The 26,914-nt window shown below is 41.0% G+C and carries 21 protein-coding genes; 9 read left to right on the top strand and 12 right to left on the bottom strand.

Annotated elements, in window-relative coordinates:
* Positions 1-55 precede the first annotated feature (55 nt).
* The 7 genes from ribD to queA form a co-directional block, all read right to left on the bottom strand.
* Positions 56-1,171, bottom strand: coding sequence for a bifunctional diaminohydroxyphosphoribosylaminopyrimidine deaminase/5-amino-6-(5-phosphoribosylamino)uracil reductase RibD (ribD, locus tag SC428_RS10995; RefSeq protein WP_318707719.1), 1,116 nt, complete (start codon positions 1,169-1,171; stop codon positions 56-58).
* Positions 1,172-1,174: 3 nt separating this feature from the next.
* On the bottom strand, positions 1,175-1,624 hold the full coding sequence (gene nrdR / locus SC428_RS10990; protein WP_070926803.1) for a transcriptional regulator NrdR: 450 nt from the start codon (positions 1,622-1,624) through the stop codon (positions 1,175-1,177).
* A 178-nt stretch (positions 1,625-1,802) separates the two neighbouring features.
* Positions 1,803-2,771: a protein translocase subunit SecF gene (gene secF / locus SC428_RS10985; RefSeq protein ID WP_070926805.1), complete on the bottom strand. Its 969-nt coding sequence runs from the start codon at positions 2,769-2,771 to the stop codon at positions 1,803-1,805.
* A gap of 10 nt (positions 2,772-2,781) precedes the next feature.
* Positions 2,782-4,629, bottom strand: coding sequence for a protein translocase subunit SecD (gene secD / locus SC428_RS10980; RefSeq protein ID WP_081335912.1), 1,848 nt, complete (start codon positions 4,627-4,629; stop codon positions 2,782-2,784).
* A gap of 27 nt (positions 4,630-4,656) precedes the next feature.
* Positions 4,657-4,989, bottom strand: a complete 333-nt coding sequence (gene yajC / locus SC428_RS10975; RefSeq protein ID WP_004905542.1) for a preprotein translocase subunit YajC — start codon at positions 4,987-4,989, stop codon at positions 4,657-4,659.
* 93 nt (positions 4,990-5,082) lie between these two features.
* A complete protein-coding gene (tgt, locus tag SC428_RS10970) occupies positions 5,083-6,210 on the bottom strand; it encodes a tRNA guanosine(34) transglycosylase Tgt (protein ID WP_070926809.1) in 1,128 nt (375 codons plus the stop codon).
* A gap of 85 nt (positions 6,211-6,295) precedes the next feature.
* Complete coding sequence (gene queA / locus SC428_RS10965) at positions 6,296-7,366, bottom strand: tRNA preQ1(34) S-adenosylmethionine ribosyltransferase-isomerase QueA (RefSeq protein WP_318707660.1); 1,071 nt, start codon at positions 7,364-7,366, stop codon at positions 6,296-6,298.
* Between the two features lie 396 nt (positions 7,367-7,762).
* On the opposite strand from queA, the gene SC428_RS10960 reads away from it, so the two are divergent.
* The 4 genes from SC428_RS10960 to ggt all read left to right on the top strand — a co-directional run bounded on the left by SC428_RS10960 (position 7,763) and on the right by ggt (position 12,195).
* Positions 7,763-8,371 (top strand): ACP phosphodiesterase, encoded by a 609-nt coding sequence (locus SC428_RS10960; protein WP_070926813.1) that lies wholly within the window; start codon positions 7,763-7,765, stop codon positions 8,369-8,371.
* 334 nt (positions 8,372-8,705) lie between these two features.
* Entirely contained in the window at positions 8,706-9,308 is a 603-nt protein-coding gene (locus SC428_RS10955) for a peroxiredoxin C (protein ID WP_070926815.1), read from the top strand.
* A 281-nt stretch (positions 9,309-9,589) separates the two neighbouring features.
* Positions 9,590-10,210 (top strand): hypothetical protein, encoded by a 621-nt coding sequence (locus SC428_RS10950; protein WP_140181884.1) that lies wholly within the window; start codon positions 9,590-9,592, stop codon positions 10,208-10,210.
* 218 nt (positions 10,211-10,428) lie between these two features.
* On the top strand, positions 10,429-12,195 hold the full coding sequence (gene ggt / locus SC428_RS10945; protein ID WP_070926819.1) for a gamma-glutamyltransferase: 1,767 nt from the start codon (positions 10,429-10,431) through the stop codon (positions 12,193-12,195).
* Between the two features lie 66 nt (positions 12,196-12,261).
* On the opposite strand, the gene brnQ is transcribed toward ggt, so the two are convergent.
* The 3 genes from brnQ to phoB all read right to left on the bottom strand — a co-directional run bounded on the left by brnQ (position 12,262) and on the right by phoB (position 16,290).
* The gene (brnQ, locus tag SC428_RS10940; protein WP_140181880.1) at positions 12,262-13,587 is read right to left on the bottom strand and encodes a branched-chain amino acid transport system II carrier protein; all 1,326 of its coding nucleotides are present in this window, start codon (positions 13,585-13,587) and stop codon (positions 12,262-12,264) included.
* Between the two features lie 679 nt (positions 13,588-14,266).
* Positions 14,267-15,580: a phosphate regulon sensor histidine kinase PhoR gene (phoR, locus tag SC428_RS10935; protein ID WP_283126341.1), complete on the bottom strand. Its 1,314-nt coding sequence runs from the start codon at positions 15,578-15,580 to the stop codon at positions 14,267-14,269.
* A gap of 20 nt (positions 15,581-15,600) precedes the next feature.
* A complete protein-coding gene (gene phoB / locus SC428_RS10930) occupies positions 15,601-16,290 on the bottom strand; it encodes a phosphate regulon transcriptional regulator PhoB (RefSeq protein ID WP_070926825.1) in 690 nt (229 codons plus the stop codon).
* 300 nt (positions 16,291-16,590) lie between these two features.
* Here phoB and sbcD point away from each other — a divergent pair, with 300 nt between their 5' ends.
* Together sbcD and SC428_RS10920 are read left to right on the top strand one after the other, a co-directional pair.
* Positions 16,591-17,811, top strand: coding sequence for an exonuclease subunit SbcD (gene sbcD / locus SC428_RS10925; RefSeq protein ID WP_318707654.1), 1,221 nt, complete (start codon positions 16,591-16,593; stop codon positions 17,809-17,811).
* Positions 17,808-21,485, top strand: a complete 3,678-nt coding sequence (locus SC428_RS10920) for an AAA family ATPase (protein WP_318707652.1) — start codon at positions 17,808-17,810, stop codon at positions 21,483-21,485. The genes sbcD and SC428_RS10920 overlap by 4 nt, the downstream gene beginning before the upstream one ends.
* A 40-nt stretch (positions 21,486-21,525) precedes the next feature.
* Here the strand turns inward: SC428_RS10920 and SC428_RS10915 are convergent, their stop codons facing one another.
* Together SC428_RS10915 and SC428_RS10910 are read right to left on the bottom strand one after the other, a co-directional pair.
* Positions 21,526-22,812 (bottom strand): cystathionine gamma-synthase family protein, encoded by a 1,287-nt coding sequence (locus SC428_RS10915; RefSeq protein WP_318707650.1) that lies wholly within the window; start codon positions 22,810-22,812, stop codon positions 21,526-21,528.
* Positions 22,813-22,854: 42 nt separating this feature from the next.
* Positions 22,855-23,889: an isopenicillin N synthase family dioxygenase gene (locus tag SC428_RS10910; protein ID WP_140181870.1), complete on the bottom strand. Its 1,035-nt coding sequence runs from the start codon at positions 23,887-23,889 to the stop codon at positions 22,855-22,857.
* Between the two features lie 328 nt (positions 23,890-24,217).
* On the opposite strand from SC428_RS10910, the gene SC428_RS10905 reads away from it, so the two are divergent.
* The 3 genes from SC428_RS10905 (at position 24,218) to SC428_RS10895 (ending at position 26,827) form a co-directional block, all read left to right on the top strand.
* The gene (locus tag SC428_RS10905) at positions 24,218-25,075 is read left to right on the top strand and encodes a MetQ/NlpA family ABC transporter substrate-binding protein (protein ID WP_070926836.1); all 858 of its coding nucleotides are present in this window, start codon (positions 24,218-24,220) and stop codon (positions 25,073-25,075) included.
* 308 nt (positions 25,076-25,383) lie between these two features.
* Complete coding sequence (locus SC428_RS10900; RefSeq protein ID WP_070926838.1) at positions 25,384-25,983, top strand: nitroreductase family protein; 600 nt, start codon at positions 25,384-25,386, stop codon at positions 25,981-25,983.
* 541 nt (positions 25,984-26,524) lie between these two features.
* Positions 26,525-26,827, top strand: coding sequence for a hypothetical protein (locus SC428_RS10895; RefSeq protein WP_070926840.1), 303 nt, complete (start codon positions 26,525-26,527; stop codon positions 26,825-26,827).
* The last annotated feature ends 87 nt before the right edge of the window (positions 26,828-26,914 follow it).

Raw genomic sequence — 26,914 nt, 5'->3', positions numbered from 1 at the left:
ACATTCTTTCACTAACCGCGTGGTTGAATTTCAGCAAAACCATAAAAAACTTCAATTACCACACAGGACGTAGTCTGACACGCAAGTCATCACCGACTTTCTGCACATCAGTAAATTCAAATTTTGGCGCATCTGATAAATGAGCAAGCGCAGGAAAATTCACTAGGCCACGCGCCGTATCACCGAGTAATTTAGGTGCAATATATACAATGAGCTCATCGACTAAACCAAGCTTCAATAATGAGCCTGCTAATATTGGCCCAGCCTCAACCCAAATGCTGTTTACGTTTCGCTTAGCCAATTGCATCATCAAAATAACCAGATCAATACCGTTATCATCCGCAGGGATCGCGAGTTGTTCGACTTGCCCTTGCCACATGACATCAGCCTCTGGTTTTGGACGCACTAACCAGCACTCCCCTTCAAGCTGAGTGACTTTGTGCTGAGCGGTGACTCTATTATGGTTATCCAAAACAATACGAATAGGCTGACGTAATGCATTTTCAGGATAAATAGCTTGAATATCGGTAGGCAGTTCATTCCAGCGAACTGTCAATGATGGATCATCCGCTAACACAGTATTACTTGTGCTTAAAATTGCACTGGCTTGTGCTCGCAACATTTGAACATCTTTCCTAGCCGCCGCTGAGGTGATCCATTTACTTTCCCCAGATTGCAAAGCGGTTTTACCATCAAGCGAAGCCGCGAGTTTTAATTGGATATATGGGAATGCCGTACGCATGCGTTTTAGAAAACCACGATTTAGCGCCTCAGCCTGCTCCATTAATACGCCACTGGCCGTTTCAATGCCTGCCTTAGATAGCATATATAGGCCTCGCCCTGCTACTTGAGGATTGGGATCTTGCATTGCGGCGACGACACGGCTAACCCCTGCATTAATTAAAGCTTCAGCGCAAGGTGGTGTGCGCCCATGGTGGCTACAAGGCTCTAGCGTAACATAAGCTGTCGCTCCTTTGGCTTTTTCACCGGCCATTCGCAATGCGTGTACTTCTGCATGTGGTTCGCCTGCTTTTTGATGATAGCCTTCACCCACTATTTCGCCATTATTGACGATAACGCAGCCAACATTTGGATTAGGTGACGTTGTAAAACGGCCTTTTTCAGCGAGCTCTAGGGCTCTCGCCATATAGATGCTATCTTGTTCTATCATGCTTTAATCCTGCAATTTAGCGATCTCTTCGCCGAACTCACGTATGTCTTCGAAGCTACGGTACACTGAAGCAAAACGGATATAAGCGACCTTATCCAGTTTTCTCAGTTCATCCATCACTAAATTACCAATCTGTTTAGAAGGAATTTCCCTTTCACCTGTTGCACGTAATTTTGATTTGATGGAGATAATAGCCTGTTCAACTGCATCCGCGCTAACTGGTCGTTTTTCTAATGCTTTTTGCATACCGCGGCTGAGTTTTTCTTCATCAAAAGGTTCACGTACTTCATCACTCTTAATTACCCGTGGCATAACAAGTTCCGCCACTTCAAAGGTGGTGAAGCGTTCATGGCAAACGAGACATTGACGACGTCTACGTACTTGAGAGCCTTCTCCAACTAGACGCGAGTCAATTACTTTCGTATCCACAGCTGAGCAAAATGGGCAATGCATAGTGTTTCCTGATCTTATTTCGGGTAAACAGTGTAACTCAGTGCTTAATAAAAAACACCCCGCAAGGCTGTACATTTAAAGCCTAGCGGGGTGTTTTAGTTTTGTGTTTTACTTTTCAGTAAACTAGAAAGATTGTTTTAACGCTTAACCCAAAACATTAACCATGGTGAAAACACCTTTATGGCAATAAAGACTCTTGGTCAGCGCCTTCTTTCTCAACCTTCGGTGGAAGCAAATGTTCACGTCTCATACCCATCTTCAGTGCTAATGCAGAAGCAACATAGATAGATGAGATGGTACCGATGGTCACACCAATTAACATAACCAGTGAGAAGCCTTCTAACATCGCGCCACCAAAGATATACAGCATCAGAACCACTAATAATGTCGTTGCTGATGTCATAATGGTACGGCTTAATGTTTGAGTCAAAGAGACGTTCATGATTTCGTATGGCGTACCACGGCGAATTTTACGGAAGTTCTCACGAATACGGTCAGATACCACGATACTGTCGTTCAGTGAGTAACCAATCACCGACATCAACGATGCCACGATGGTCATATCTATCTCAATATGAAAGAGAGATAGGATACCTAACGTAATCACAACGTCATGTGCAAGCGCTAATACGGCCCCTGCTGCTAGACGCCATTCGAAACGGAAGCCAACATAGATCAAAATACAGATCAGCGCCGTTAACAGTGCTAATGCACCTGTTTGAGCCAGCTCAGCCCCAACACTTGGACCAACAAACTCAATACGTTTAACTGTCGCTTGTTCATCAACATTTTTATTGATGATAGTAATGATCTCTTTACCAACTTCTTGACCCGCTGTTCCTTCAATTGGTGGTAGACGGATCATAATGTCACGGCTGCTACCAAAGTTTTGGATTAACGGATCTTTGTGCTCTGAATTAGATAAACTCTCACGAATTTTATCTAAATCCGCAGGCTGACTTAAGTTGATTTCTATGACGGTACCACCAGTGAAATCAAGCCCCCAGTTGAAGCCTTTAACTCCAATAATCACAATTGATGCGATCAGCAATACGATAGAAATACCAAAGGCAACGTTGTCCCAGCGCATAAAGTCATAAACTTTACGGCCATAGTTCAATTGTTCAACAGTATAATCCTGTGCCACAACGTGCTCCTTAAATTGACAGCTTGTTGACACGTTTACCGCCATATAGCAGGTTCACGATTGCACGCGTACCGATAATAGCTGTAAACATAGAGGTGGCGACACCGATAGCTGTCGTAATTGCAAAGCCTTTGATTGACCCTGTACCCACTGCGTACAGAATAATTGCAGTGATCAATGTTGTCAGGTTTGCATCGATAATACTTGAGAAGGCGCCTTTATAACCTTCATGAATCGCTTGCTGGACGGAACGCCCATTGCGCAGCTCTTCCTTGATACGTTCGTTGATCAAAACATTGGCATCGACCGCAACGGCAAGAGTTAATACAATACCGGCAATACCTGGCATGGTTAACGTCGCCCCTGGTAACAAGGACATCACACCAACAATCATAATCAAGTTTGCAAACAGTGCCGTACTGGCAATCAAACCAAACTTACGATAATAAATAATCATAAACAGGATTGATGCTAATAGACCTGCTAAACAGGCTTTCAAACCTTGCTCGATATTTTGCAAACCAAGGGTTGGACCAATGGTACGCTCTTCAACGATTTGAATTGGCGCAATCAATGCCCCCGCACGCAGCAATAGTGATAGCTGGCGAGCTTCGTTTGGATCTTGAATACCTGTAATACGGAACTGGCTACCGAAACGCGCTGAAATATTGGCAGCATTGATGACTTTCTCATCTTTGACCAAAATCACACGGCCTTCAGCGTCTTTCTTGCCACTGTCTTTATATTCAACAAACAGTGTTGCCATGAGTTTACCCTGATTATCACGAGTAAAATCAGACATGGTAGAACCACCAGCACTATCAAGACCAATGCTTACTTGTGGAGCACCGTTTTCATCGCCGCCAGACGTTGAATCAGTAATATGATCACCCGTTAAAATAACGCGCTTATACAGTACGTAAGGCACACCATTACGATCATATTTAACTTCAGAATCACCCGGTACACGACCACTTTCAGCCGCTGATGGATCAACGCTTTGGTTGACTAAACGGAATTCCAATGTGGCTGTCGCACCAAGAATTTCTTTAGCGCGCGCAGTATCTTGAATACCCGGTAACTCAACAACAATACGCTCCGCACCTTGGCGTTGAACTAATGGTTCGGCAACACCTAATTGGTTTACACGGTTACGAATAATCGTAATGTTTTGAGATACAGCATAGTTACGAGCCTCACGTAGACGCTCATCCGTCATTACGGCAGTCATGGTATTGTCGCTACCATCTGAAAACACTAAATCTTGGAATTTACGAGCCAGTGTTTTCTCTGCTTGGCTACGATCATCAGCGTTACGGAAACGCACTTCAACGCTATAATTGTCGCCTTTACGGATAGATGAGTACGGAATGCCTGCTTGGCGCAAGTCATTGCGTATACCGTCCATGTTTTGTTCCTGCAACTTACCTAATGCAGTATCCATATCCACTTCCATCAGGAAGTGAACCCCACCACGCAAATCAAGGCCAAGTTTCATTGGCTCACCACCGACAGCTTCTAACCACTTCGGTGTTGCTGGTGCAAGGTTTAATGCAACAACATATTGATCACCCAGTGCGCTCACCAGTGCTTCACGGGCGCGTAGCTGGATATCCGAGTTGTTGAATCGGGCAAGTACAGCCCCATTTTCCAAAGCGACAGATTTGCTTTGGATATTGTCTTTTTCTAACGTTTTTTGGACTTGGATCAGCGTTTGTTCATTGGCGGCGGTTCCCCGCACGCCAGTGATCTGAACAGCCGGATCCTCACCATATAGGTTTGGAAGCGCATAAAGCAGACCGATGAGGATCGCAGCGATCAGCATCAGATACTTCCACAAAGGATAACGGTTTAGCACGGCAGTTCCCTTCGGGAAAATCAGAAATTAAATAGCTTTCATTGTGCCTTTTGGTAAAACGGCAGCAACGAAATCACGTTTGATGGTTACTTCAGTGTTCTCACTCAGTTCAAGAACAACATAACCCGTTTCAGAAACTTTGGTTACACGTCCAATCAAACCGCCGGTCGTTAAAACTTCATCACCCTTAGTGATTGATTCCATCAGTTTACGGTGCTCTTTAGCACGTTTTTGCTGTGGACGCAGGATCATGAAATAGAAGATCAGGGCGAAAACGACAAGCATGATAACCATTGTGTATGGGCTACCCTGTGCTGGAGCGCCTGCGGATGCCGCTGCTTCAGAAATAAAAAAACTCATTCAACTTTCCTCATTGTTATTGAACGCAATTTAAAACATAAGTACAGCCAAGCCTGCTATGCTACACAGGTTCAACCTATTTCGCACTTAAATTCATTCCATATTTAACGAAGGTTGGGTTTTCCCAATCTTCTGATAAAAATCTTTAGCGAACTCGTCGAAGTTTCCTTCTTCAATCGCCTGACGAATACCCGCCATTAAACGTTGATAATAACGTAAATTATGAATGGTATTTAACCTTGCGCCAAGAATTTCATTACAGCGATCGAGATGGTGCAAATAAGCACGGCTATAATGGCGGCAAGTATAGCAATCACACTCTGAATCGAGTGGGGCTGTATCCGATTTATATTTCGCATTGCGAATTTTTACCACGCCAGTGGTGACAAATAAATGTCCATTTCGCGCATTTCGAGTTGGCATCACACAATCGAACATATCAATACCGCGACGGACACCTTCAACTAAATCTTCAGGTTTACCGACACCCATTAAATAACGAGGTTTATCAGCCGGTATTTGCGGGCAAACATGCTCTAAAATACGATGCATATCTTCTTTTGGCTCACCAACCGCCAAACCGCCTACAGCGTACCCATCAAAACCAATCTCCACCAGCCCCTTAACAGAAATATCACGTAAATCTTCGTAAACACTGCCTTGGATAATGCCAAATAACGCATTTTTATTGTTTAACTCATCAAAACGCTGACGGCTACGTGCAGCCCAACGTAAAGACATTTCCATTGACGTTTTAGCGTAATCCCAATCAGCAGGATATGGCGTACATTCGTCAAAAATCATCACAATATCAGAACCAAGGTCGTACTGAATTTCCATTGATTTTTCAGGGCTTAAGAAGATTTTCTCACCGTTAATTGGATTACGGAAATGCACACCTTCTTCTTTAATTTTACGCATTGCACCAAGACTAAAGACTTGGAAACCACCTGAGTCAGTTAAAATCGGCCCCTGCCATTGCATAAAATCATGCAAATCGCCGTGCAATTTCATGATTTCTTGCCCAGGGCGTAGCCACAAATGGAACGTGTTACCTAAAAGGATCTGTGCGCCCGTTTCTTTAACTTCTTCAGGCGTCATGCCTTTAACGGTTCCATAAGTACCAACAGGCATAAACGCAGGGGTTTCAACCACACCACGCTCAAAAATCAAACGACCACGACGCGCTTTGCCATCCGTGGTTTGTAATTCATATTTCACTATTATGTCTCCTAGCATCAGAAAAACAGTCCGATGCTGATTTTCACTTTTATCAGCAAGCAGCGTTGCTGTTGCCTACATTAACTTACTCTCCAACCTGCTCATGACGAGCATCGGGATTACAGGTGATATACATCGCATCACCATAACTAAAGAAACGATATTGCTGTGCAACTGCTTCTTTATAGGCTTGTAGGGTATTTTTATACCCTGCAAACGCAGAAACTAACATAATCAACGTTGATTCTGGCAAATGGAAGTTTGTGATCAATGCGTCAATGATTTGGTATTCATAACCTGGATATATAAAGATTTGCGTATCATCAAAGAATGGTGCTATCAGCGCATCTTGGCTGGCTTTAGCCGCACTTTCTAATGAGCGTACTGAGGTTGTTCCTACCGCAACAACACGGTTTCCTCTTGCCTTACAAGCTAATACCGCATCAACAACATCTTGTGGCACTTCTGCATATTCAGAATGCATTATATGATCTTCAATGCTATCAACCCGAACAGGTTGGAATGTACCCGCACCAACATGCAAGGTGACAAAGGCCATTTCGACACCTTTTGCTCGTAGCGCTTCTAATAGTGGTTCATCAAAGTGTAAACCTGCTGTCGGTGCAGCAACGGCGCCCGGACGCTCACTATAGACGGTTTGATAAAGTTCTTTATCTGATTCTTCATCAGGTCGATCAATATAAGGTGGTAATGGCATATGGCCGATTTGATTGAGTATACTCAATACATCGCGTGGATCATCAAAACGCACTTCAAATAAGGCACCATGACGCGCTACCATTGTCGCATTCACGCTTTCATCTTCACCTAAAACCAGCTCAGCACCTTCTTTTGGCGCTTTAGATGCCCGAATATGCGCCAATACACGATGCTCATCTAGCATTCTTTCGACAAGTAGTTCGATTTTACCGCCACTCGCCTTACGGCCAAATAAGCGTGCAGGGATCACCCGTGTATTGTTAAAAACTAACAAATCACCGGGCGCCAGTTTATCTAGAACATCGGTAAAAATACCATGGGTCAGTTTCCCCGTTGGTCCATCGAGGCTCAGCAGTCTGCACGCGCTTCTTTGCGCTTGAGGATAGTGGGCAATTAATTCTTCAGGTAATTCAAAAGTAAAATCGGAAACACGCATTGTCTTAACTTCGATCTAAAAAACAGGCGACTAGTCTAGTGCTGAGGACTCGAAGGCGCAAGAAATAAGCGTATTTTTGCCGAAAAAACTGTTTTTATGTAACAAATGTTTTGCAAAATCCGCCATTTCTTTAATTAAAAACAAAACGCTTCTCTTTTTCCCTTTTCCCTTTTCCCTTTTCCCTTTTCCCTTTTCCCTTTTCCCTTTTCCCTTTTCCCTAACTCGATCTTATACCCCATGAATTTCGAATTAGAGCAAGGCAGCTAGCAAATTGACCCCTAGGAGCATACATAGGTTCGTTTTGTGTGGCGAACGCAGCTATAATTTTAAAGGCATCGGGTATTATTAGGATAGCATCGGGTATTATTAAGATAGTATCGAGTATATGATAACCACATGAACTTCTTAGCTCACCTACATCTAGCTCACAAAGCCAATAGTTCCTTGCTTGGCAATTTAATGGCCGATTTTGTTCGAGGTAATCCCGAAGGCCTCTATCCGCCTGATGTTGTTACAGGTATTTTTATGCATCGAGCCGTTGATAAAGCGACCGATACTCACCCTTTAGTCAAACAAGCTAAATTATTGTTTCGTGATGATTATCGTCGTGTTGCCCCCATCACGCTTGATCTGGTCTGGGATCATTTTCTTTCTTTGCATTGGAATATCATTGAACCTACGATGTCGTTGAGTAATTTTGTGCATTTTGCACGATCTCAAATCGAACCCGATCTTTGTCATACCCCTGAAAGATTTCAGGAGTTAAATGAGTTTCTTTGGCCACAACAATGGTTAATTCGTTACGCTGAAAAAGCGTATATCGGTAAATCATTAAATGGAATGGCACGTAGACGGCCTAAATTGCATGCACTCAGTGGTTCTTTTAATGACTTTTTATTGCACTACACTGAGCTCGAACAGCTATTTTTCGAATTTTACCCACAGATGGTTAATAAAGCTGAGCAACGAATTTTTGTCGGTAACCTCACAACATCGACAACTTGATCGCTATACCACTTGCACTTTGTTGTATTAAAATTATTGTATTGATGTTAATTTATTAAATTGCTACAATTGATAGGCAAAAGCTATCACAACGATTGGTATTTATACCTTTATTGTTTGTAGGGAATTCCATATTCTTCCACAGTGTATAAATATACTCTAGATAATTCGAGAGGCTGCTCGGTGGCCAGTGAATGAGTCGCTAGGAACATAGAAAACTATGTGGCTGGCGTTGAATGAACATCATCACCATGTTTTAACCAAAAAGCGCGGCAACTCGAAGTATACCGAGTATATATAGAAAGCCTTTAATTCAAACTCATAGGAGTAAATTATGGTTCTGGTAACACGTCAAGCCCCTGACTTTACTGCGGCAGCTGTTCTTGGTAACGGTGAAATCGTTGATAACTTCAACCTAAAAAACCACCTGAACGGCCGTGCAGCTGTGATCTTCTTCTGGCCAATGGATTTTACCTTTGTATGTCCTTCAGAATTGATTGCATTTGATCACCGTTATGAAGAATTCAAAAAACGTGGCGTTGAAATTGTTGGTGTCTCTTTTGACTCCGAGTTTGTTCACAACGCATGGCGTAAAACTCCTGTTGATAATGGCGGTATTGGTGAAGTTAAATATCCAATGGTTGCTGATATCAAACGTGAAATCATGAAAGCTTACGGCATCGAGCACCCAGAAGCAGGTGTTGCTCTGCGTGGTTCTTTCTTAGTAGACAAAAATGGTGTTGTTCGTCACCAAGTCGTTAACGACCTACCATTAGGCCGTAATATCGATGAAATGCTGCGTATGGTTGATGCGCTGCAATTCCACGAAGAGCACGGTGATGTTTGCCCAGCTCAGTGGGAAAAAGGAAAAGAAGGTATGAACGCATCTCCTAAAGGCGTTGCTGACTACCTGACCAAAAACGCAACGGGTCTGTAATTAAGACCTTTTAAGTTTTTATAGATCGGCATAGGCGTTGCTTGTGCCGATTTTTCCATTTTTAGAGATTGCCCTCATATTATTCCCTCCTGTCTTGTCATCTTTTTTGCAATAGCGATTGCTAGAAAATTCTTAATTAAACTTAAAATTCAATATATTTAAGAATATATAGCGAACCATACTTTCATGGTTTCATGATTTATAATATGGTTACATTTATCAATAATTAGTTACATTTTTTAGCTTAATCACTAAAACAATCACAAAGTAGGATAAATGTCATGAAGTTCAAAATGTTAGCATCCATTGTTATTGCTGGGGTGGCACTTGCTGGCTGTGATAATAACCAAACGGCATCTGAAAGTAATTTCAAAAAATCCATTCAAGATTATCTCGATACAAAACCTGCTATTTGTATTAATACGGGCTCATTCCCTGCTGGTTTTTTAGCACCATCCAATACACGTACTATTGAACAATTAGATACTTTGGTTGATGCGGGACTATTAAATAAAGCGAACAAACAAATTGTTGTTAAGGATATGTGGGGCACTGAGAAATCAGGTGATGGCGTAGAGTTTACGTTAACTAGCGAAGGTCAAAAATTCTTTGACGCGACAAAAGCCGATTTCTCAGGTCGTGGTAGCTTCTGCACCGGTAAATTTGTCGTCACCGAAGTCACTAACTTTACTGAGCCAGCTGAGCGTGGTGGACAAAAAGTTTCAATTGCTAATTTCAAGCAAAAGATTGAAGACGTCGCACCTTGGGCTAAAAATGAAAAAGTGATTGCCGCTTATCCACAAATTAAAACCAGCCAAGAACGAGCTGAAAAATCACAACAAAGTCCTTTAGTTCTAACCAATAATGGTTGGATCCATATCGCCTTATTTAATCAAAAATAAACTCAAAAAATATCTTTAGAGGCACCCCTGTGTGCCTCATTATTGCCACGAAAAATTCCCTCAAAATAAATTTTTTAGCATTTTGTTAACACTTTTCAGTTTTATCCTTCAGTTATCTCAACTATTTTATGCTATACATTAAGCGTACAAATGATTAACAAATAATTCACATTAGTCGTTTATGTTACATAATCTCATACATTCATCAGGAGATACTAATGATAAAAACATCATGGCGCCCTTCTGCCCTACTACTTTCGCTACTTATCTCACCTCAGTTATTTGCTGCCTCAGAGCCTGCTGTTGAGGCACAAAAAGGCATGGTGGTATCTTCTCAACATTTAGCATCACAGATTGGTGCTGATATCCTTAAGGCTGGTGGTAACGCGGTCGACGCTGCTGTTGCTGTTGGTTATGCACAAGCAGTCGTTAACCCATGCTGCGGCAATATTGGTGGTGGTGGTTTTATGACAATCCACCTTGCTGATGGCAACGATCTTTTTATCAATTTCAGGGAAACGGCCCCTAAAGCAGCTAATGCAGACATGTATCTCGATAAAGATGGCAAACTCATTAAAGATGCCAGCCTTTATGGTTATTTAGCTTCCGGTGTTCCAGGTACTGTCAAAGGCCTTGATTATGCTCTTGAAAAATATGGCACCATGAGTCGCCAACAAGTGATGGAGCCGGCGATTAAATTAGCCAGAGAAGGATTTATTTTGACGCGAGCAGATACTGACGTACTAGATACGACGACAGATCGCTTTAAGCAAGATCCTGAAGTGGCACGCATCTTTTTAAAGCCTGACGGTAGCGCTTTCCAACCAGGTGATCTATTAGTACAAACCGATCTAGCTAATACACTGGAAAAAATAGCAAAAGAAGGACCTAAGGCTTTCTATGAAGGCGAGATCCCTAAAATTGTTGAACAAGCCTCTAAAAAGAATGGCGGCATCTTAACTGCCGACGATTTTGCAAATTACACGATCACCGATACAACACCAGTTAGCTGCACCTATCGTGGCTATAAATTTATCTCTGCGCCACCACCTAGCTCAGGTGGTGTAACGATTTGCCAAACGCTGAATATATTAGAAAACTATGATCTTAAAGGAATGGGCTTCAATTCCGCCGAATATATCCATACGTTAACAGAAGCGATGCGCCATGCTTATATGGACAGAAATACGTTCTTAGGTGATCCCGCATTTGTCGATAATCCAACGGATAAATTGCTGAGCAAAGCCTATGCGGAAGAACTGCGCAAAGAGATCAAACCAAATCAAGCCACACCATCAACTCAAGTTCAGCCGGGTGTTGGCCCACATGAAAAACCAGAAACGACTCACTACTCTGTTGTCGATGATAAAGGTAATGCGGTTTCAACCACCTATACCATCAATGGCCGTTTTGGCTCAGTGGTGATCCCGCCGGGTACCGGCTTCTTTTTAAATGATGAAATGGATGATTTCACCACTAAAGTCGGTGAAAAAAATATGTATGGGCTAGTGCAAGGGGAAAGAAACTCTATTGCCCCCGGTAAGCGCCCACTTTCATCAATGAGCCCAACCATTGTGACTAAAGATGGCCATGTGTTCCTAGTACTTGGTTCACCGGGAGGATCGCGTATTATCTCAATTACCCTACAAACCGCATTGAATATTATCGACCATGGCATGCCGCCACAAGAAGCGGTAAATGCTGCAAGGATCCACCACCAATGGTTACCTGATGAGGTCTATTATGAAGAAAGAGGCGTCTCTAAAGATAGTTTAGCCTTACTTGATAAGATGGGCTACAAGATGGTGGAGCAGACCCCATGGGGAGCCGCTGAGCTGATTATGGTTCCTGTACCTGATGCAAAAGGTGACAAAACGGATTCTTCAGGTAATGACTCCGCTGTTTCAGGTAAAGTTCGCCAAGGCTATATCTATGGGGCAAACGATGTAAGACGCCCTGCGGGTAGTGCTGTTGGCGTTAATTAAACTATCCCTATTTCAAATAAATCAAAAGGAGCAAATTTGCTCCTTTTGATTTTTAATATAGTTCTATTAAGCCTGATGATGCTCAGTTGCTGGCGTCACCACCCGATCACAAACAGCGGCAACAATTAGCACGACAATCGAAGGCAATAACCACGCTAAGTCTTGCTGATACAATGGAATAGAGGTCATCCATTCAGGAATATAATCTTTCAAGTTATCTGATGCTTTTGCAGCGCCAATCAACCCAACCACAAAGCTCGTCAACATAGTTGGTGCAATCACTACACTTGGGTTACGCCACCACTTGAGCGTGAAGCTAAGTAAGATCAACACAATACAAGGTGGATAGATCGCCACTAACACAGGAACAGAAAATGCAATCAGCTTACTTAAGCCAAGGTTAGAGACCACCATAGAAAACACGCCAAGTATCAACACTAAAGTACGATATGAAATCGGCACATAGCGGCTAAAGAACTCAGCACAAGCGCAAGTCAAACCGACCGCCGTCACCATACAAGCAACGAAAATCAGAACAGCTAGGAAGAAACTACCATAATCGCCAAAAGTATATTGAACATACGCGTGCAGAATGTCTGCCCCATCCTGTGGATTAGGAATAATTGATGCGCTGTTTTCACCTAATTTAAATAATGATAGATAAACCAGTGTCAGCAATACCCCTGCAATTAAACCAGCCCACATAGTATAACGCGTTAATAATGAAGAGTTTTCAATTCCTCGCGAACGCGCAGCATTAACAATGACAATACCAAATACCATCGCCCCTAACGTGTCCATGGTTAAATAACCATTGATAAATCCATTAGAGAATGCCATATCACGATATGCATCTGTTGAAGGCAGTGGTTCACCTGCCGGCCACAATACCGCAGCAACGCCAAGGATAGCTAAAGCCAGCATTTTCACCGGTGCGAGTATGTGGCCAACACTGTCGAGTAATTTTCCCGGATACAATGAAATACCGATCACTAACACAAAATAGACCGCACTGTAAATCAATAGCGAGATGTCAGATTCACCGCCAAGTAACGGTGCTATGCCCACTTTATATGATACGGTTGCGGTACGAGGTGTCGCAAATAAAGGCCCAACTGAAAGGTAAGCAACAACGGCAAGTAATAAACCTGCGGTTTTGCCTACAGGTGTACTTAAGGATTCAATGCCACCACCGACTTTAGCTAGTGCAATAACGGTTAAAACGGGAAGACCAACGCCAGTTACAAGGAAACCAAGGGCTGCGGTCCAAACTTGTTCACCTGCTTGTAAGCCGACCATAGGTGGAAATATGATATTTCCAGCCCCAACAAATAGCGCAAAGGTCATAAAACCTAAGGCAATAATATCTCTGGATGTTAAACGATGAGCCATATTTTATATTAAATCTATGTAACGATATTAGAAAATGTAGAGACGCCTATAGGTATCTCTTTGAATTATAATTGACGACACACTCGTCACTCTTCAAGTTACAACACTAATGGCATCATTCGTTCCGACTAGTCACATACCTTTGTATGCCCTTAGCACTTCACTCACTCGCCGCCTAGTTATACCTCGAACCATGTAGAGCATAGAATTTTAATTAACAAGCCATTAACAATACAATGTGTATTATTTATCACATCAGGCAAGATGAAAACTCAGAAAATAGGGAAAATCGCCAATAACTGGCTACAAGTAAAACTTTTATAGGGTAAAAAGGCAATAGCAAACCAGAAAACAAGCATAAAACACTAAAGTATTTTTGCTAGCCAGTGATTACTGTCAGTAAACTACGAATATACACTATATGATTTGAACAAAAAACAATCAATATGCGATTATTCACTCTCGCTATTTACCATGACAGTGGCTAGATGAGGACGAGGAAATAGAATATCGAATGACCTGAGAAGTCGCTAGAGTTTAGAGAAAGTTGACCTTGGCTACTGGCTTTTATCACTAAAAAAGAACAAATAAACATCTAAAAAAGGGATATATACGTTGAATTAACGAGCAAAAGCGGCAACTAGCTGCCGCTTTCATCGAGGATCATGTTAGGGGTTATTTATACTGTCTTAACCGTTTTCTTATCAGTTACAATCAACACCGGTGGTAAAGTAAAAGAGAACTCACTGCCTTTGCCAAGTTGGCTGGTGATCACTAACTGGCTATTATGATGTTGTAAAGCATGTTTGACGATGGCTAAGCCTAAACCTGTTCCGCCACTCCCATGGCGAGTCCTTGCTTTATCAACACGATAAAAACGTTCGGTCAAGCGAGGGATATGTTCGGCAGGGATCCCCGTACCATTATCCGCCACACTAAAGCGTGCGCCATGATGATTTTTCTGCCAACTAACACGAATAGTTGAACCTTCAGGTGTATGAGTAATCGCGTTATACACTAAGTTTGCCACCGCACTACGCAGTTGTTCCTCATTACCATAAACACGTAATTTTTCATCGACAGAAAATTCAAATTGTTGCCGCCCCTGACTTAAGCTAATCGCCTCTTGCTCAATCATTTTTAAAATAACAGGGATATTAATCTGCTCATCTAAACTAATTTGTGGAGCCACTTCAATACGTGATAGTTGCAATAATTGCTTAACCAAGCTATCCATACGGTGTGCTTGTTCTTGCATCACATGAAGGGCTTTTTTATTGGCGGGTGAGGTATTTTCTTGGTCATCCAGCACTTCAAGATACCCCTGAATAACCGTCAATGGCGTGCGTAACTCATGACTTACGTTAGCAAAGAAATCTCTACGTGCTTTTTCTAACCGACGTTTTTCAGTGACATCGCGAGCCACCATTAATAATTGACCTTCCGTATAAGGAAGAATACGAAATTCAACAATCGCACCACTATTCAGCTCAAGCGTTAACGGTTGCTCATAATTCTGTAAGGTAAAATAACGACTAAAATCAGGGTAACGTAGTAAGTTAAAAATAGGTTGCCCACTATCTTCAGGCCAACGAAAACCCAATAAGTGTTGGGCATGGCGATTACACCAAAAAATATTCCCTTCAAGCGTCATCATTACCACGGCATCAGGTAAAGATTCAGCCCCACTTCGAAACCGCTTAATTAATTGTCCTAGCTCACGACGACGTTTACGATTACGTTGTTGCATTTGATATATCCCGTAAAATATGGGTTCCCATCCACCTTTACCATCAGGAGGGAGCATACTACGGTCTAGCCATAACCAATATGACAGTTTCATTAAGTTATAACTATGCCAAATCAACGCTGCTGCAAGCGAAATCACCAACAGCCATGCAAGATGGCCGATAAATAAAGATAAAATTAATGCAGGTAAAATAAATAAAAACAGCCCCCAAATCAGCTGTTTCCATGATAAGCGTTCAAGCACGCGGGTATCCCCTTTAGTTATCAGTAACGCGTTGAGAAGCGATAGCCCGTACCACGAACTGTTTGCACCATTTTATCATGCCCTTCGACTTCTAATGCCTTTCTAAGGCGGCGAATATGTACGTCAACGGTGCGATCTTCTACATAAACATTTGCGCCCCAAACATAATTAAGTAGCTGCTCACGACTATACACCCGCTCAGGGTGAGTCATAAAGAAATGCAGTAATTTATATTCCGTTGGCCCCATATCAATAGGCGTATCTTGACTACTGACACGGTGAGAGGTTGGATCTAATGTTAACCCGTTCATTTCAATGATGTCTTCTGTCGCCATCGGCGAAATACGACGTAAAATGGCTTTAACACGAGCCACCAGCTCTTTTGGTGAAAAAGGCTTAATCAAATAATCATCAGCCCCAACTTCTAGCCCTTTTACTCGGTCTTCCTCTTCCCCACGCGCAGTCAGCATCATCACGGGCACATCACGCGTGTCACTGTCACGTTTCATATGTTTAATGACTTGGATCCCTGAACCACCCGGGATCATCCAATCCAATAACACCAAATCAGGTAACGGGTCAACTAACTGCGCAATTGCGGAATCATAATCATCAGCTTCAATAGACTGAAAACCATTCTGCTCTAGTACAAAACAAACCATTTCTCGGATGGGCGCTTCATCTTCAACTACTAGAATGCGTCTTGCCATGATTAATCCTGTAAATAAGAAGAGATTATTAAAAGTAAAATCATTATGCGTCACTTTTATGACAGAATTATGAATGTTAACACTCAATGATGATAGTCCGATAATAATTGTCATTTTAGTGAAATATCGAGGTCATATGAGCAAAACGACAATTCTCCGCATCAACGCGCTCTGATAAGGTATACTGCATAACGTTCAATTAGCATAATTTCAATTCCAGTATTCGTCATACTTCAAGTGATAGCGTTGGTAACTGCAACTTTAAATATGACGATTAGTCATCCTTAGGAACCTATATTGATGCGTATCATCCATACCTCTGACTGGCACCTTGGCCAATATTTTTTTACAAAAAGCCGTGCTGCGGAACACCAATATTTCTTAACTTGGCTAATCGAACAAGTTAAACAATATCAGGTTGATGCTGTCATTGTTGCCGGTGATATCTTTGATACGGGCTCACCGCCCAGCTATGCAAGAGAACTTTACAACCAATTTGTCGTCTCTTTACAACAAACTGGCTGCCAATTGGTGATACTCAGCGGTAATCATGATTCCGTTTCTGTGTTAAATGAAACCAGCTCACTACTGGCTTATTTAAATACTGATGTTGTCACCTCGGGTAGTCAACCCCATGTCATCACGCTTAAAAATGCACAAGGTGAGCCTGGGGCATTACTATGCGCTATCCCATTTCTGCGCCCAAGGGATATTCAACTCAGTGTTGCAGGGCAAAGTAGCGAACAAAAACAGCTCTCACTACAAAATGCAATTAGTGAATATTATCAGTGTAGCTATCAACTAGCCCGGCAACAACGTGAAGCTCTGGGGCTTGAAATTCCGATTATTGCCACAGGTCATCTAACCGTTGTTGGTGCCGAAGTTTCTGATTCTGTGCGGGATATTTATATCGGCACCCTAGATGCCTTTCCATCAGGAGCCTTTCCCCCTGCCGATTATATTGCATTGGGGCATATCCATCGTCCACAAGTCATCGGCGGAAAACCGCACATTCGCTATTGCGGGTCACCTATTGCATTAAGTTTTGATGAAGCTGAACAACAAAAAAGCGTTTGTTTAGTGGAGTTCGATCGCAGTGATATCGCTCAAATTCAACAATTACCGATCCCTATATTTCAGCCATTAAAAACCCTCAAAGGATCACTTGCCGATATCCAAAAGCAGCTAAATGAAATAGATAATAATGACAGTATTCAACCCATTTGGCTGGATATCGAGGTTGCCAGCCAAGACTACCTTGCTGATATACAGCAACGTATTGAAGCATTGGTTAAAGATTTACCTGTTGACGTGGTTTTGTTACGTCGAGCTCGCAAGCAGCCGCAAGGCCAACAGGCAGCTCTCGCCAATGAAACATTAAATGAGCTTACCGCCGAAGAGGTGTTTTTACGTCGCTTAACAGAAGAAGAACTGGGCGATAAAGAAAAAGAACAACGGCTCTTACTGCTATTTAAACAATCTCACGATGCATTACGTTCTGAGCTTGAGGGGGACGCATGAAAATACTGAGTTTACGTTTTAAAAATATTAACTCCCTCAAAGGTGAATGGAAAATTGACTTTAACCAAGAACCTTTTATCAGCCAAGGCCTATTCGCCATTACTGGCCCTACCGGAGCTGGTAAAACAACACTGTTAGATGCGATTTGTCTTGCTCTTTATCATCAAACTCCGCGTTTAAATACCTTATCAGCCAGCCAAAATGAACTCATGACCCGTCACACAGGCGAATGTCTTGCGGAAGTTGAGTTTGAAGTGAAAGGAACAGCCTACCGCGCTTTTTGGAGCCAAAGACGCGCAAGTAATAAGCCTGATGGTAAATTACAGTCACCGAAGGCCGAGTTAGCCACGGTGAATGATGGCAAAATTATCGCTGAGAAAATCAGTGAAGTCAGAGAGCAAATTATTCAAATTACTGGGCTCGATTTTGGCCGTTTCACTAAATCAATCCTTCTATCTCAAGGTGATTTTGCAGCCTTTTTGAATGCCAGTGAAAAAGAACGAGCTGATTTACTTGAGGAAATCACTGGCACCGAAATTTATAGCCAAATCTCGAGTTACATTTATCGTCAGCACAAACACGTTAAAAATGATTTAGAAATTTTAAAAGCTCGTGCACAAAGTATTCACTTACTCACAGAAGATGAATATCAAACATTACTCACTGAACAACAACGTTTGGCTGAAAAAGAAATAGAGTTAAATCAAAAGCGTACACAAAATCAGCAAATACTACATTGGCAGCAACGCCAACAGCAACTCAATATACGTTTACAACAGCAGCAATTAGAGCTGCAACAAGCTCAAAGTGCCTATCAATTAGCTGAACCTGAACTAAAAAAACTCACTGATAACATCCCTGCTGAGCACCTACGCCCTCTATGGCAAGATGTAGAGCGCCAACAACAATCACTAAATGAATTATTAGAAAAACAGCAAAATCTTTTACTGGCTCTAAATACTCAGACTCAACAGCTAGCTCCATTACAAGAACAATTAACACAAGTTAATACGCAAAATACGCAGCACCTAAGCTACGTCCAGCAACAAACGTTAGTGATCGATAACCAAGTTCGCCCATTAGATAACGAAATTATTAATTTAAATCAGCAAATTAAAGAAATACTAGAGCAACAAAATCAATATCAATCCCAACATCAAACAAAACAAACCGTAATTGAACGTGCTCAACAGCAAATAACACTGTCAAATACAGAACTCAGCACTATTCAGCATTATTTACAAGAAAACCAACAAGATGCACTAATTTCGCAACATATTGCTTCATGGCGTCAACAGGAGCAATATCTTGAACAATCTAAAAAACAAGTTACCCAGCTTGAACAGAAACAGCAGACACTAAAACAACAATATGCAACGTTATGCAATGAACAAAAGCAACAAACCGAACAATATGCGCAACTTCAACAACAAGTTGAGCAAGATAGTGCTATTTACCAGCAAATTGAAAAAAAATATTTAGCATGGCTGGAAACTCATGATCTTGAAAAAATTAGCCAATCTGTTGAGCAATTGCGCATAACAGCACAGCATCTACAATTGTTACCCGTTCTGCTTACTCAATGGCAAGAGCTGCAAAATCAGCAGCAAATTAAATTAACTCAACAAAAAGAGATTACCCAATCAATCACACAAGTTGAAAAACAGTGCCAACAGATAGAAACACAAATTAGCCATACTCAGCCACATTTAACCGATTTACAGGCTCGATTACGATTAGAACAAAAAATAGTCAGCTTAGAAACAGAACGCCAACAGCTGATCGCAGGTAACCCTTGCCCACTTTGTGGAGCAACTGAACACCCTGCGGTAACCGAATATCAAGCCATTGAGCCGAGCCAAACAGAACAACGTTTACATGAACTAACAACGCAATTTGAGCAACTCAAACACACCTTAGTCACTCAACAAACACAATTGCAAAAGGATATTCAACGGCAAGAGGACAACCAGCAAGCACTATTACAACTTGCCAATCAAGAAAGTCACATACAAAAACAGTGGGTAACAACCTGTCAGAAAGCAATGATTGATGATTTAGCGATTGAGCAAAGCGCCGTAGAGCAGCTGCTCAATCAAAGCCAGCAACAGCTCTCTCGCCAACAACAGCTCTTGGAGGATTTCACGTTACTAGAACGTGAATATCAGCAATCAAAGCATCAGTTGCATGAAAAACAATCATTAAATAAGCAGCAACAATCAACGTTAACTTTACTTGATGAGCGCATACAGCACATTCAACGCTCAATCGATGAAACCCAAACGCAGCTAGTGACTCAGCAACAACGATATAATGAACAACATCAACAACTGCAATCGTCATTATCAGCCTTTCAATTACCGGCTAATGAACACATTTCTCAGTGGTTTGATGGACTAGAAAAACGCGGTCAGTTATATGAAGTCAAAAAACAGGCCATCCAAGATCTCACCAAAAAAATTGCCGTCACAGAGGCTATGTTACAGGCCGAAGTCGCTCAACAAGCTACGGTGAAACAACAATTAGAAAATAGCCAACAGCAGTTACAACAACTGCAACTGTTACTGCAACAAAAGCAGCACTCGCGACAATCATTGCTGGGAGGTCAATCCATCTCACAATTTGTCAGCCAATTACGCGTAGAACAAGAGAAGATCACCACTCAGCTACAACAGCTCAACGAGCAAGTGACTTATCGTGAAAAAGAAATCGCATCACTAAAAGGGAGCTATCGTGAAGTTAGCAGTGCGATTGAGAAGGGCCAGCAACAACAGAGCAGCGCCCAAGAACATTTTAATCAAGCACTGATAAACAGCCCTTTTGCGACACAGCAGACATTTTTGGAAGCGTTATTATCAGCTGAAGAAAAATTGCGATTAGAACAATTACATCAACAATTAAAGCAATCCTGCATACAAGCAGAAACACGTTATAAAGAAGGTGAGTTAGCATTACAAGAGCATTTGGCACAACAGCCAAAAGAGATGTTAAATACCCAGCAAGCACAATTGCAGCATGATATTAATGAACTTGATAATGCAATAAAAAATCTCAATCAGCAGCAAGGGCAAATTATCAGTCAGCTAAATACTGATAAGCAGCAACGCCACCAACAGCGTGGCCTATTACAGGAAATAGAACAAAGCCAAGCGCATTGTGATGATTGGGGACTACTCAATGAATTAATTGGCTCTGCCGAGGGAGATAAATTCCGTCGCTATGCACAAGGCTTAACCTTTGATTGTCTTATTTCGCTCGCCAATCAGCGGCTCGATAAGCTACATGGGCGTTATATCTTAAAACGGAGCCATAATTCTGATCTTGAATTACAAGTGATTGATGTCTGGCAAGCCGATACCATCAGGGATATCAAAACCCTTTCCGGAGGCGAAAGTTTCTTGGTCAGCCTCGCATTGGCATTGGCGTTATCGGATATGGTGAGCAATAAAACGCAGTTGGAATCATTATTCCTTGATGAAGGATTTGGGACGCTCGATCCAGAAACCTTGGATATCGCCTTAGATGCTTTAGAAAGTCTAAATGCCTCAGGTAAAACCATTGGGGTCATTAGCCATGTTGAGGCAATGAAAGAACGGATACCTGTGCAGATCCCCGTGAAAAAAACCAATGGTTTTGGATTTAGTGAATTACCTAGCCAATATCGAGTTAACTAAAAACAATCCGCAGAGGCTAATGCCTCTGCAATTTTTCAAACTAGATAGCATCCAAAGCCTGCGATAGCGCTTGCTTTAAATCATTAACGTTTTCAATTCCTACTGATAAGCGGACTAAGTTACTTTCAATACCTGTTGCTTGGCGAACTGATGCTGCAATCCCTGAATGGGTTGTCGATGCAGGATGGCAAGCCAAAGATTCTGTACCACCTAAACTCACCGCAAGCTTAAACAGTGCCAGATGGTTTAAGAAATTAAATGCGTCCTCTTCATTCTCTCCGACATTAATTGAAAAGGTTGAACCTGCACCTGTGCATTGACGTTGATAGATTTGATATTCAATACTTTCTGGTGGTAAAAACTCAGGATAATGGACCTTTTTGACTTTGGGGTGTTGATGCAAGAACGTCGCTAATTGCAGGGCATTATCATTGGCTTTTTCCATGCGTAACTGTAATGTTTCCAGTGAACGTCCAAGCATCCAACTTGAATGCGGATCAAGCTGTGTACCAATCGCATTACGTTGCGCACGAACTTTATTCAATAGCTGACGGCTACCAACAACACCACCGGCAACTAAATCAGAATGACCCCCAACATATTTAGTTAGTGAGTACACACTTAAATCAGCACCTAATGATAACGGTTTCTGGAAAACTGGCCCAAGTAAGGTGTTATCGCAGATCAATAGTGGTTTCTCGTTTTGACGCGTTTGCGCTATCTCTTTGGTTAGCTCGCTCAATAAGTGAATGTCCACTAACGTATTCAATGGATTCGAAGGTGTTTCGATATAGATAGCTGCAATGTTTTTAGCTGGATCAACACCTTTAATCACTTCTCTTATCGATTCCACATCGCAGCCATTTGCGAAAGGAATTGAAGTAATACCAAAACGGGCCAATGTATTTAAGAATAGCGTTTCCGTTCCACCGTATAATGGTTGAGAATGCAGTAATACATCTCCAGGCTTCAAAAATGCCATTAGGCAGGTAGTGATCGCTGACATCCCTGAAGAAAACAGTGCCGCACTCTCCGCACCTTCATATAACGCGAGCCGGTCTTCAACGATTTCACTGTTTGGATGATTAAAACGAGAGTATACAAGCCCTTGTTTTTGATCTTCAGGCATTGGTGTGCGCCCACTAACCATATCAAAAAATGCTTTCCCTTCCTGTGCCGTTTTAAATACAAATGTAGAAGTTAAAAATACAGGGGGCTTAATCGCACCTTCTGAAAGCTGTGGATCATATCCATAGCTCATCATTAATGTTTCTGCTGCTAATGTGTGCCCGTTAAGCTCTTTTTTATAATAGCGATTTGACATCATGGTACTCCAATAAAATAAACGCTCAGCTGTATGCTAAGTACATCATAAGATATTGCTATTTTTAATTATTTGCTCGTATTCCTCCGGATAAAATTGGCGCGTTACTGATAAATGTGAACGTAGTCGCCCTTTGATGGCATTTTTACCCAAATTCGTAAATAAAGGGTTTAGTGGATCGCTATCAGGCCCCAATGCTTGTTTAGCCAAATAAGCAGGTAGAGGTAATAAGGGTACTTCATTCGCAAATACACTCGGCGTAATAAAATAGGCGATCGAATAGCGTGACACGCTGTTTTGCTTTCTAACTACCTGATGAACATTCGCACGTAGGTAGCCATTGGTGGCTAATTCAAAAACCTCACCAATATTGACAACAAAAGCATTTTCTAAAGGTGCAACATCAACCCAACCACTATCCGTCTCAACCTGCAATCCGCCAATGTTGTCTTGCCATAATAAAGTTAAGATCCCTGCATCTTTATGTGCACCAACACCTTGTTCCCCATTAAAACTATTTTCACGTGCAGGATAATGAATTAGTTTCAATAAATGCTGGGCAGGATCAGCAATAATAGGATCAAAGCTGTTTTCAGGAAGCTCTAATGCAACAAGAAATGCCTTAATTAATTTAATTGCAGTTGCTCTCATAGCCGATTGCCAAGCCAGCGCCTGCTCTCTTAATTCAGGTAATGCATCAGGCCATTGATTTGGCCCTTGCAAATTAAACCAAATAGGATCCTGTTCTGTTAAAGATAATGCAGGCAGCTCTTCACCAATATCAATTTGTTCTCGATAGTCAGGTTGATTACGCGTATTTTCTTGTGTTGACCCAGTATAGCCACGAAAATGTTTTGAATGGCTCATATCTATTTTACTTTTTTCGGTTATTGGTAAAGAAAAAAAGCGTTTCGTGGTGGCTAATAAATTTTCTCGTTGTTCCGATGAAACATCGTGCCCAATAAGATAAAAAAAACCGATTTCACGTGCTGTAAAACGTAATTTTTGATAGAAGTTTTCACGGGTACTTGGATCATCTAATTCACGAAGATCAATAATCGGTAGTGGATATGCTGACATAATAAAACCTTATGAGTTGTTAGTTTTATTAATTAAATAGCACGTTAATAAAATACTAAAATAATTTAAAAGTATATCGATATACTCTAAATAATTGGAGGTATAGATAAACCACAAACGAAGATAGACGAGGAGTATAGCTAAACTCTACGACTCACTGGGCGTTACGTAGTCAACAACCTTACATCTTGATGTATGACGAATATATAGCAATTTATTAATAATATAGAGATATAACTAAAAGTTATTCTTACTGATGAAATGTTATTTCAATTACCTCTACGCAATCTGCTTATATATTCTTAAATAACACGTTTGGGATACTTTAATGAAAAAAATAGCTGCATTATTATTAGCACTTTCCGTTTCTGCTTTGATTGCTTGTTCACAAGAGGATGAGGCCAAACAAACCACCAATAGCAGCACTCAGGAGCAAAAAATCATTATTGGTAGTCATGGTAGCGATGCGGATATTTGGCAATTTATTGCCCAATCACAGGCAGCCAAAGATGCCGGTTTAGACATAGATGTTAAAATTATTGATGATGGTGTCACCCTCAATATTGCAACTATCGATGGTGATGTTGACGTGAATGCATTTCAATCTTGGGGATTTTTGAAAGACTTTAATAAAAATAATGGCAATAAATTAACGGCTATTGCCACAACTTACTTTGAGCCAATGGCTGTTTACTCATCTAAATATAAAAAGTTAGATGAATTACCTAATGGCGCACTCGTCGCGATCCCTAATGATACCGCCAATCATGCAAGAGCATTATTATTATTACAAAAAGCAAAACTAATTACATTAAAACCTAATTTTAACCAAGCAACCGGTTCTGTTAATGATATTATTGATAATCCCAAACAGTTAGAATTTAAACAAATAAAATATGCTCATGGCCCAAGAGCTTTGCCCGATGTTGATATCGCCGTTATTGGTAATACCGCCGCACAAGAAGGAGGATTAAATGCTTTAAGTGATTCTTTATTCCGCGAACAGAATGATGGTAGCATTAATGACATGATTAATGTGTTAGTCGTCAAAACAGAGAATAAAGATAACCCTGCATTTAGTAAACTCGAAAAAATTTATCATACTGAAGCAGTTAAGAACTATATTCGTGATAACTTTGGGGGGACAAAAATACAAATATCCCAACCTTTAGCATCTCTTAAATAAATTTATATGTATCAGTCTTTCTGTAGGGTATATCAAATTATACCCTACTCCCCTTATTCAGTTCTCTTCATTAATTTCCCTTAATATCACTCACCCATTTACACAAAAAGTGCTAAAACACAACTAATTAGTTGAATATTAACAATTTTATTAGCAAACTAACTTAGCCTAAAAATTTGAACTTTACGGTTAAATTTTTTTTCTATGATTTTTTAACCACAACGATATAGTAGTACTCATCAAATGAATAGCAGCGTCTGGAACTGTTCATATAATACCGTGCGCTAATAAATAGCTAGGAGACTTACATGTCAAACGCATTTATCGAAATGATTAAAAACCGTCGTACTATTTACAACCTAGGCGATCAATTACCTGTTTCTCACGATCATATTACAAAACTAATTAAAGAAGCAGTCAAACATTCTCCTTCATCATTTAACTCACAAACGTCACGTGTTGTTATTTTATTTGGTGAACAACATAAAAAATTGTGGAACTTAACCAAAGAAACTTTGCGCGCTATTGTTCCTGCTCAAGCTTTTGCCGCAACTGAACAAAAAATTGATAGTTTTGCAGCAGGTGCTGGTTCTATCTTGTTCTTTGAAGATATGAATGTCGTTAAAGGCTTACAAGAGCAATTCCCATTGTACGCAGACAACTTCCCTATTTGGTCAGAACAAGCAAGCGGTATCGCACAATTCGCAGTATGGACTGCATTAGCACAAGAAAATGTGGGTGCATCATTACAACACTACAACCCACTAATTGATAACCACGTTCAAAAAGAATGGGGTACACCAGATAATTGGGTATTACGTGCTCAAATGGTATTTGGTTCTATCAATGCACCAGCTGGTGACAAAGACTTTATGGATGACGAAGCAAGATTCAAAATCTTCAAGTAAGATTTAATCATTCAATTTGCCCTTGTATCGACAAAGAACAAGGGCAAATACCGTTCACACTTTTCATTTACACCTTTCATGATACGCCAACACCATGGGATCAAACAATAAACCCACTAAAGGTAGCTCTCTAAGCAGTTATTTAGTTCGTTTAAAAGTTTATTTTCCCTAAAAGCATCAAAACAATAATTGTTAATAAAACACCTAAAACAAATCCATTCCTAGCCTGTTTCCGGTTTTTATTCGGTAAACAGGCTATTTTCATTACCAGAGCAGAAGATTATACAGCAGTATGATCGTTTAAAAATCCCTCACATGCGAGATAAACTATGTGAAATGCATATTTTCTTAGCATATGTCATATTAATTACTCGCAATTGAACTAAACTTATAAATGAGAACCCGCAACGCGCTACTCGAATTTGTTGTATTCATCATGAATAACTCGAGATGCAGCTGAGCAATAAGCTCGTGAAGTCGCTCAACAACGCTGCAATTTGAAGTATGACGAGTATGTGCTAGTTCAATTAGGAGATAGACTATGAAACGCTTATCCTTACTTGCCACTGTTACTGCTGTACTCATTTCTAGTTTTTCTTTTGCCTATGCCGCTTCCAATGTAATTGGTGGCGGTACTATCACCTTTTTTGGCTATGTTTACGAACCACAATGTGAAGTGAAGGTCGCGAATAGTGAGCAAGTTGGCCTTGAGTGCTACCGTAATGGTAAAAACTTGACCAAAACCAGTTCGCTAAAAAATGCCAAAAGCCTTAGCTCTGATTTTGTAAAAGTGGAATACAACCAATTTAACAACAAACCGACTTTGAATATTACTTATGACTAGTTTTAGAAAGGTATACCAGTTCTACTCAATAAAAATAACTGAAACATTATCTAGTAGTAAGTTATTTTAAGTCACTCGGGATAAATG

It is taken from the genome of Providencia sp. 2023EL-00965, assembly GCF_033550225.1.
GTDB classification, from domain to species: domain Bacteria; phylum Pseudomonadota; class Gammaproteobacteria; order Enterobacterales; family Enterobacteriaceae; genus Providencia; species Providencia manganoxydans.
Note: the sequence above shows the minus strand (reverse complement) of the source record. Positions and strands in the feature narration are given on the sequence as shown.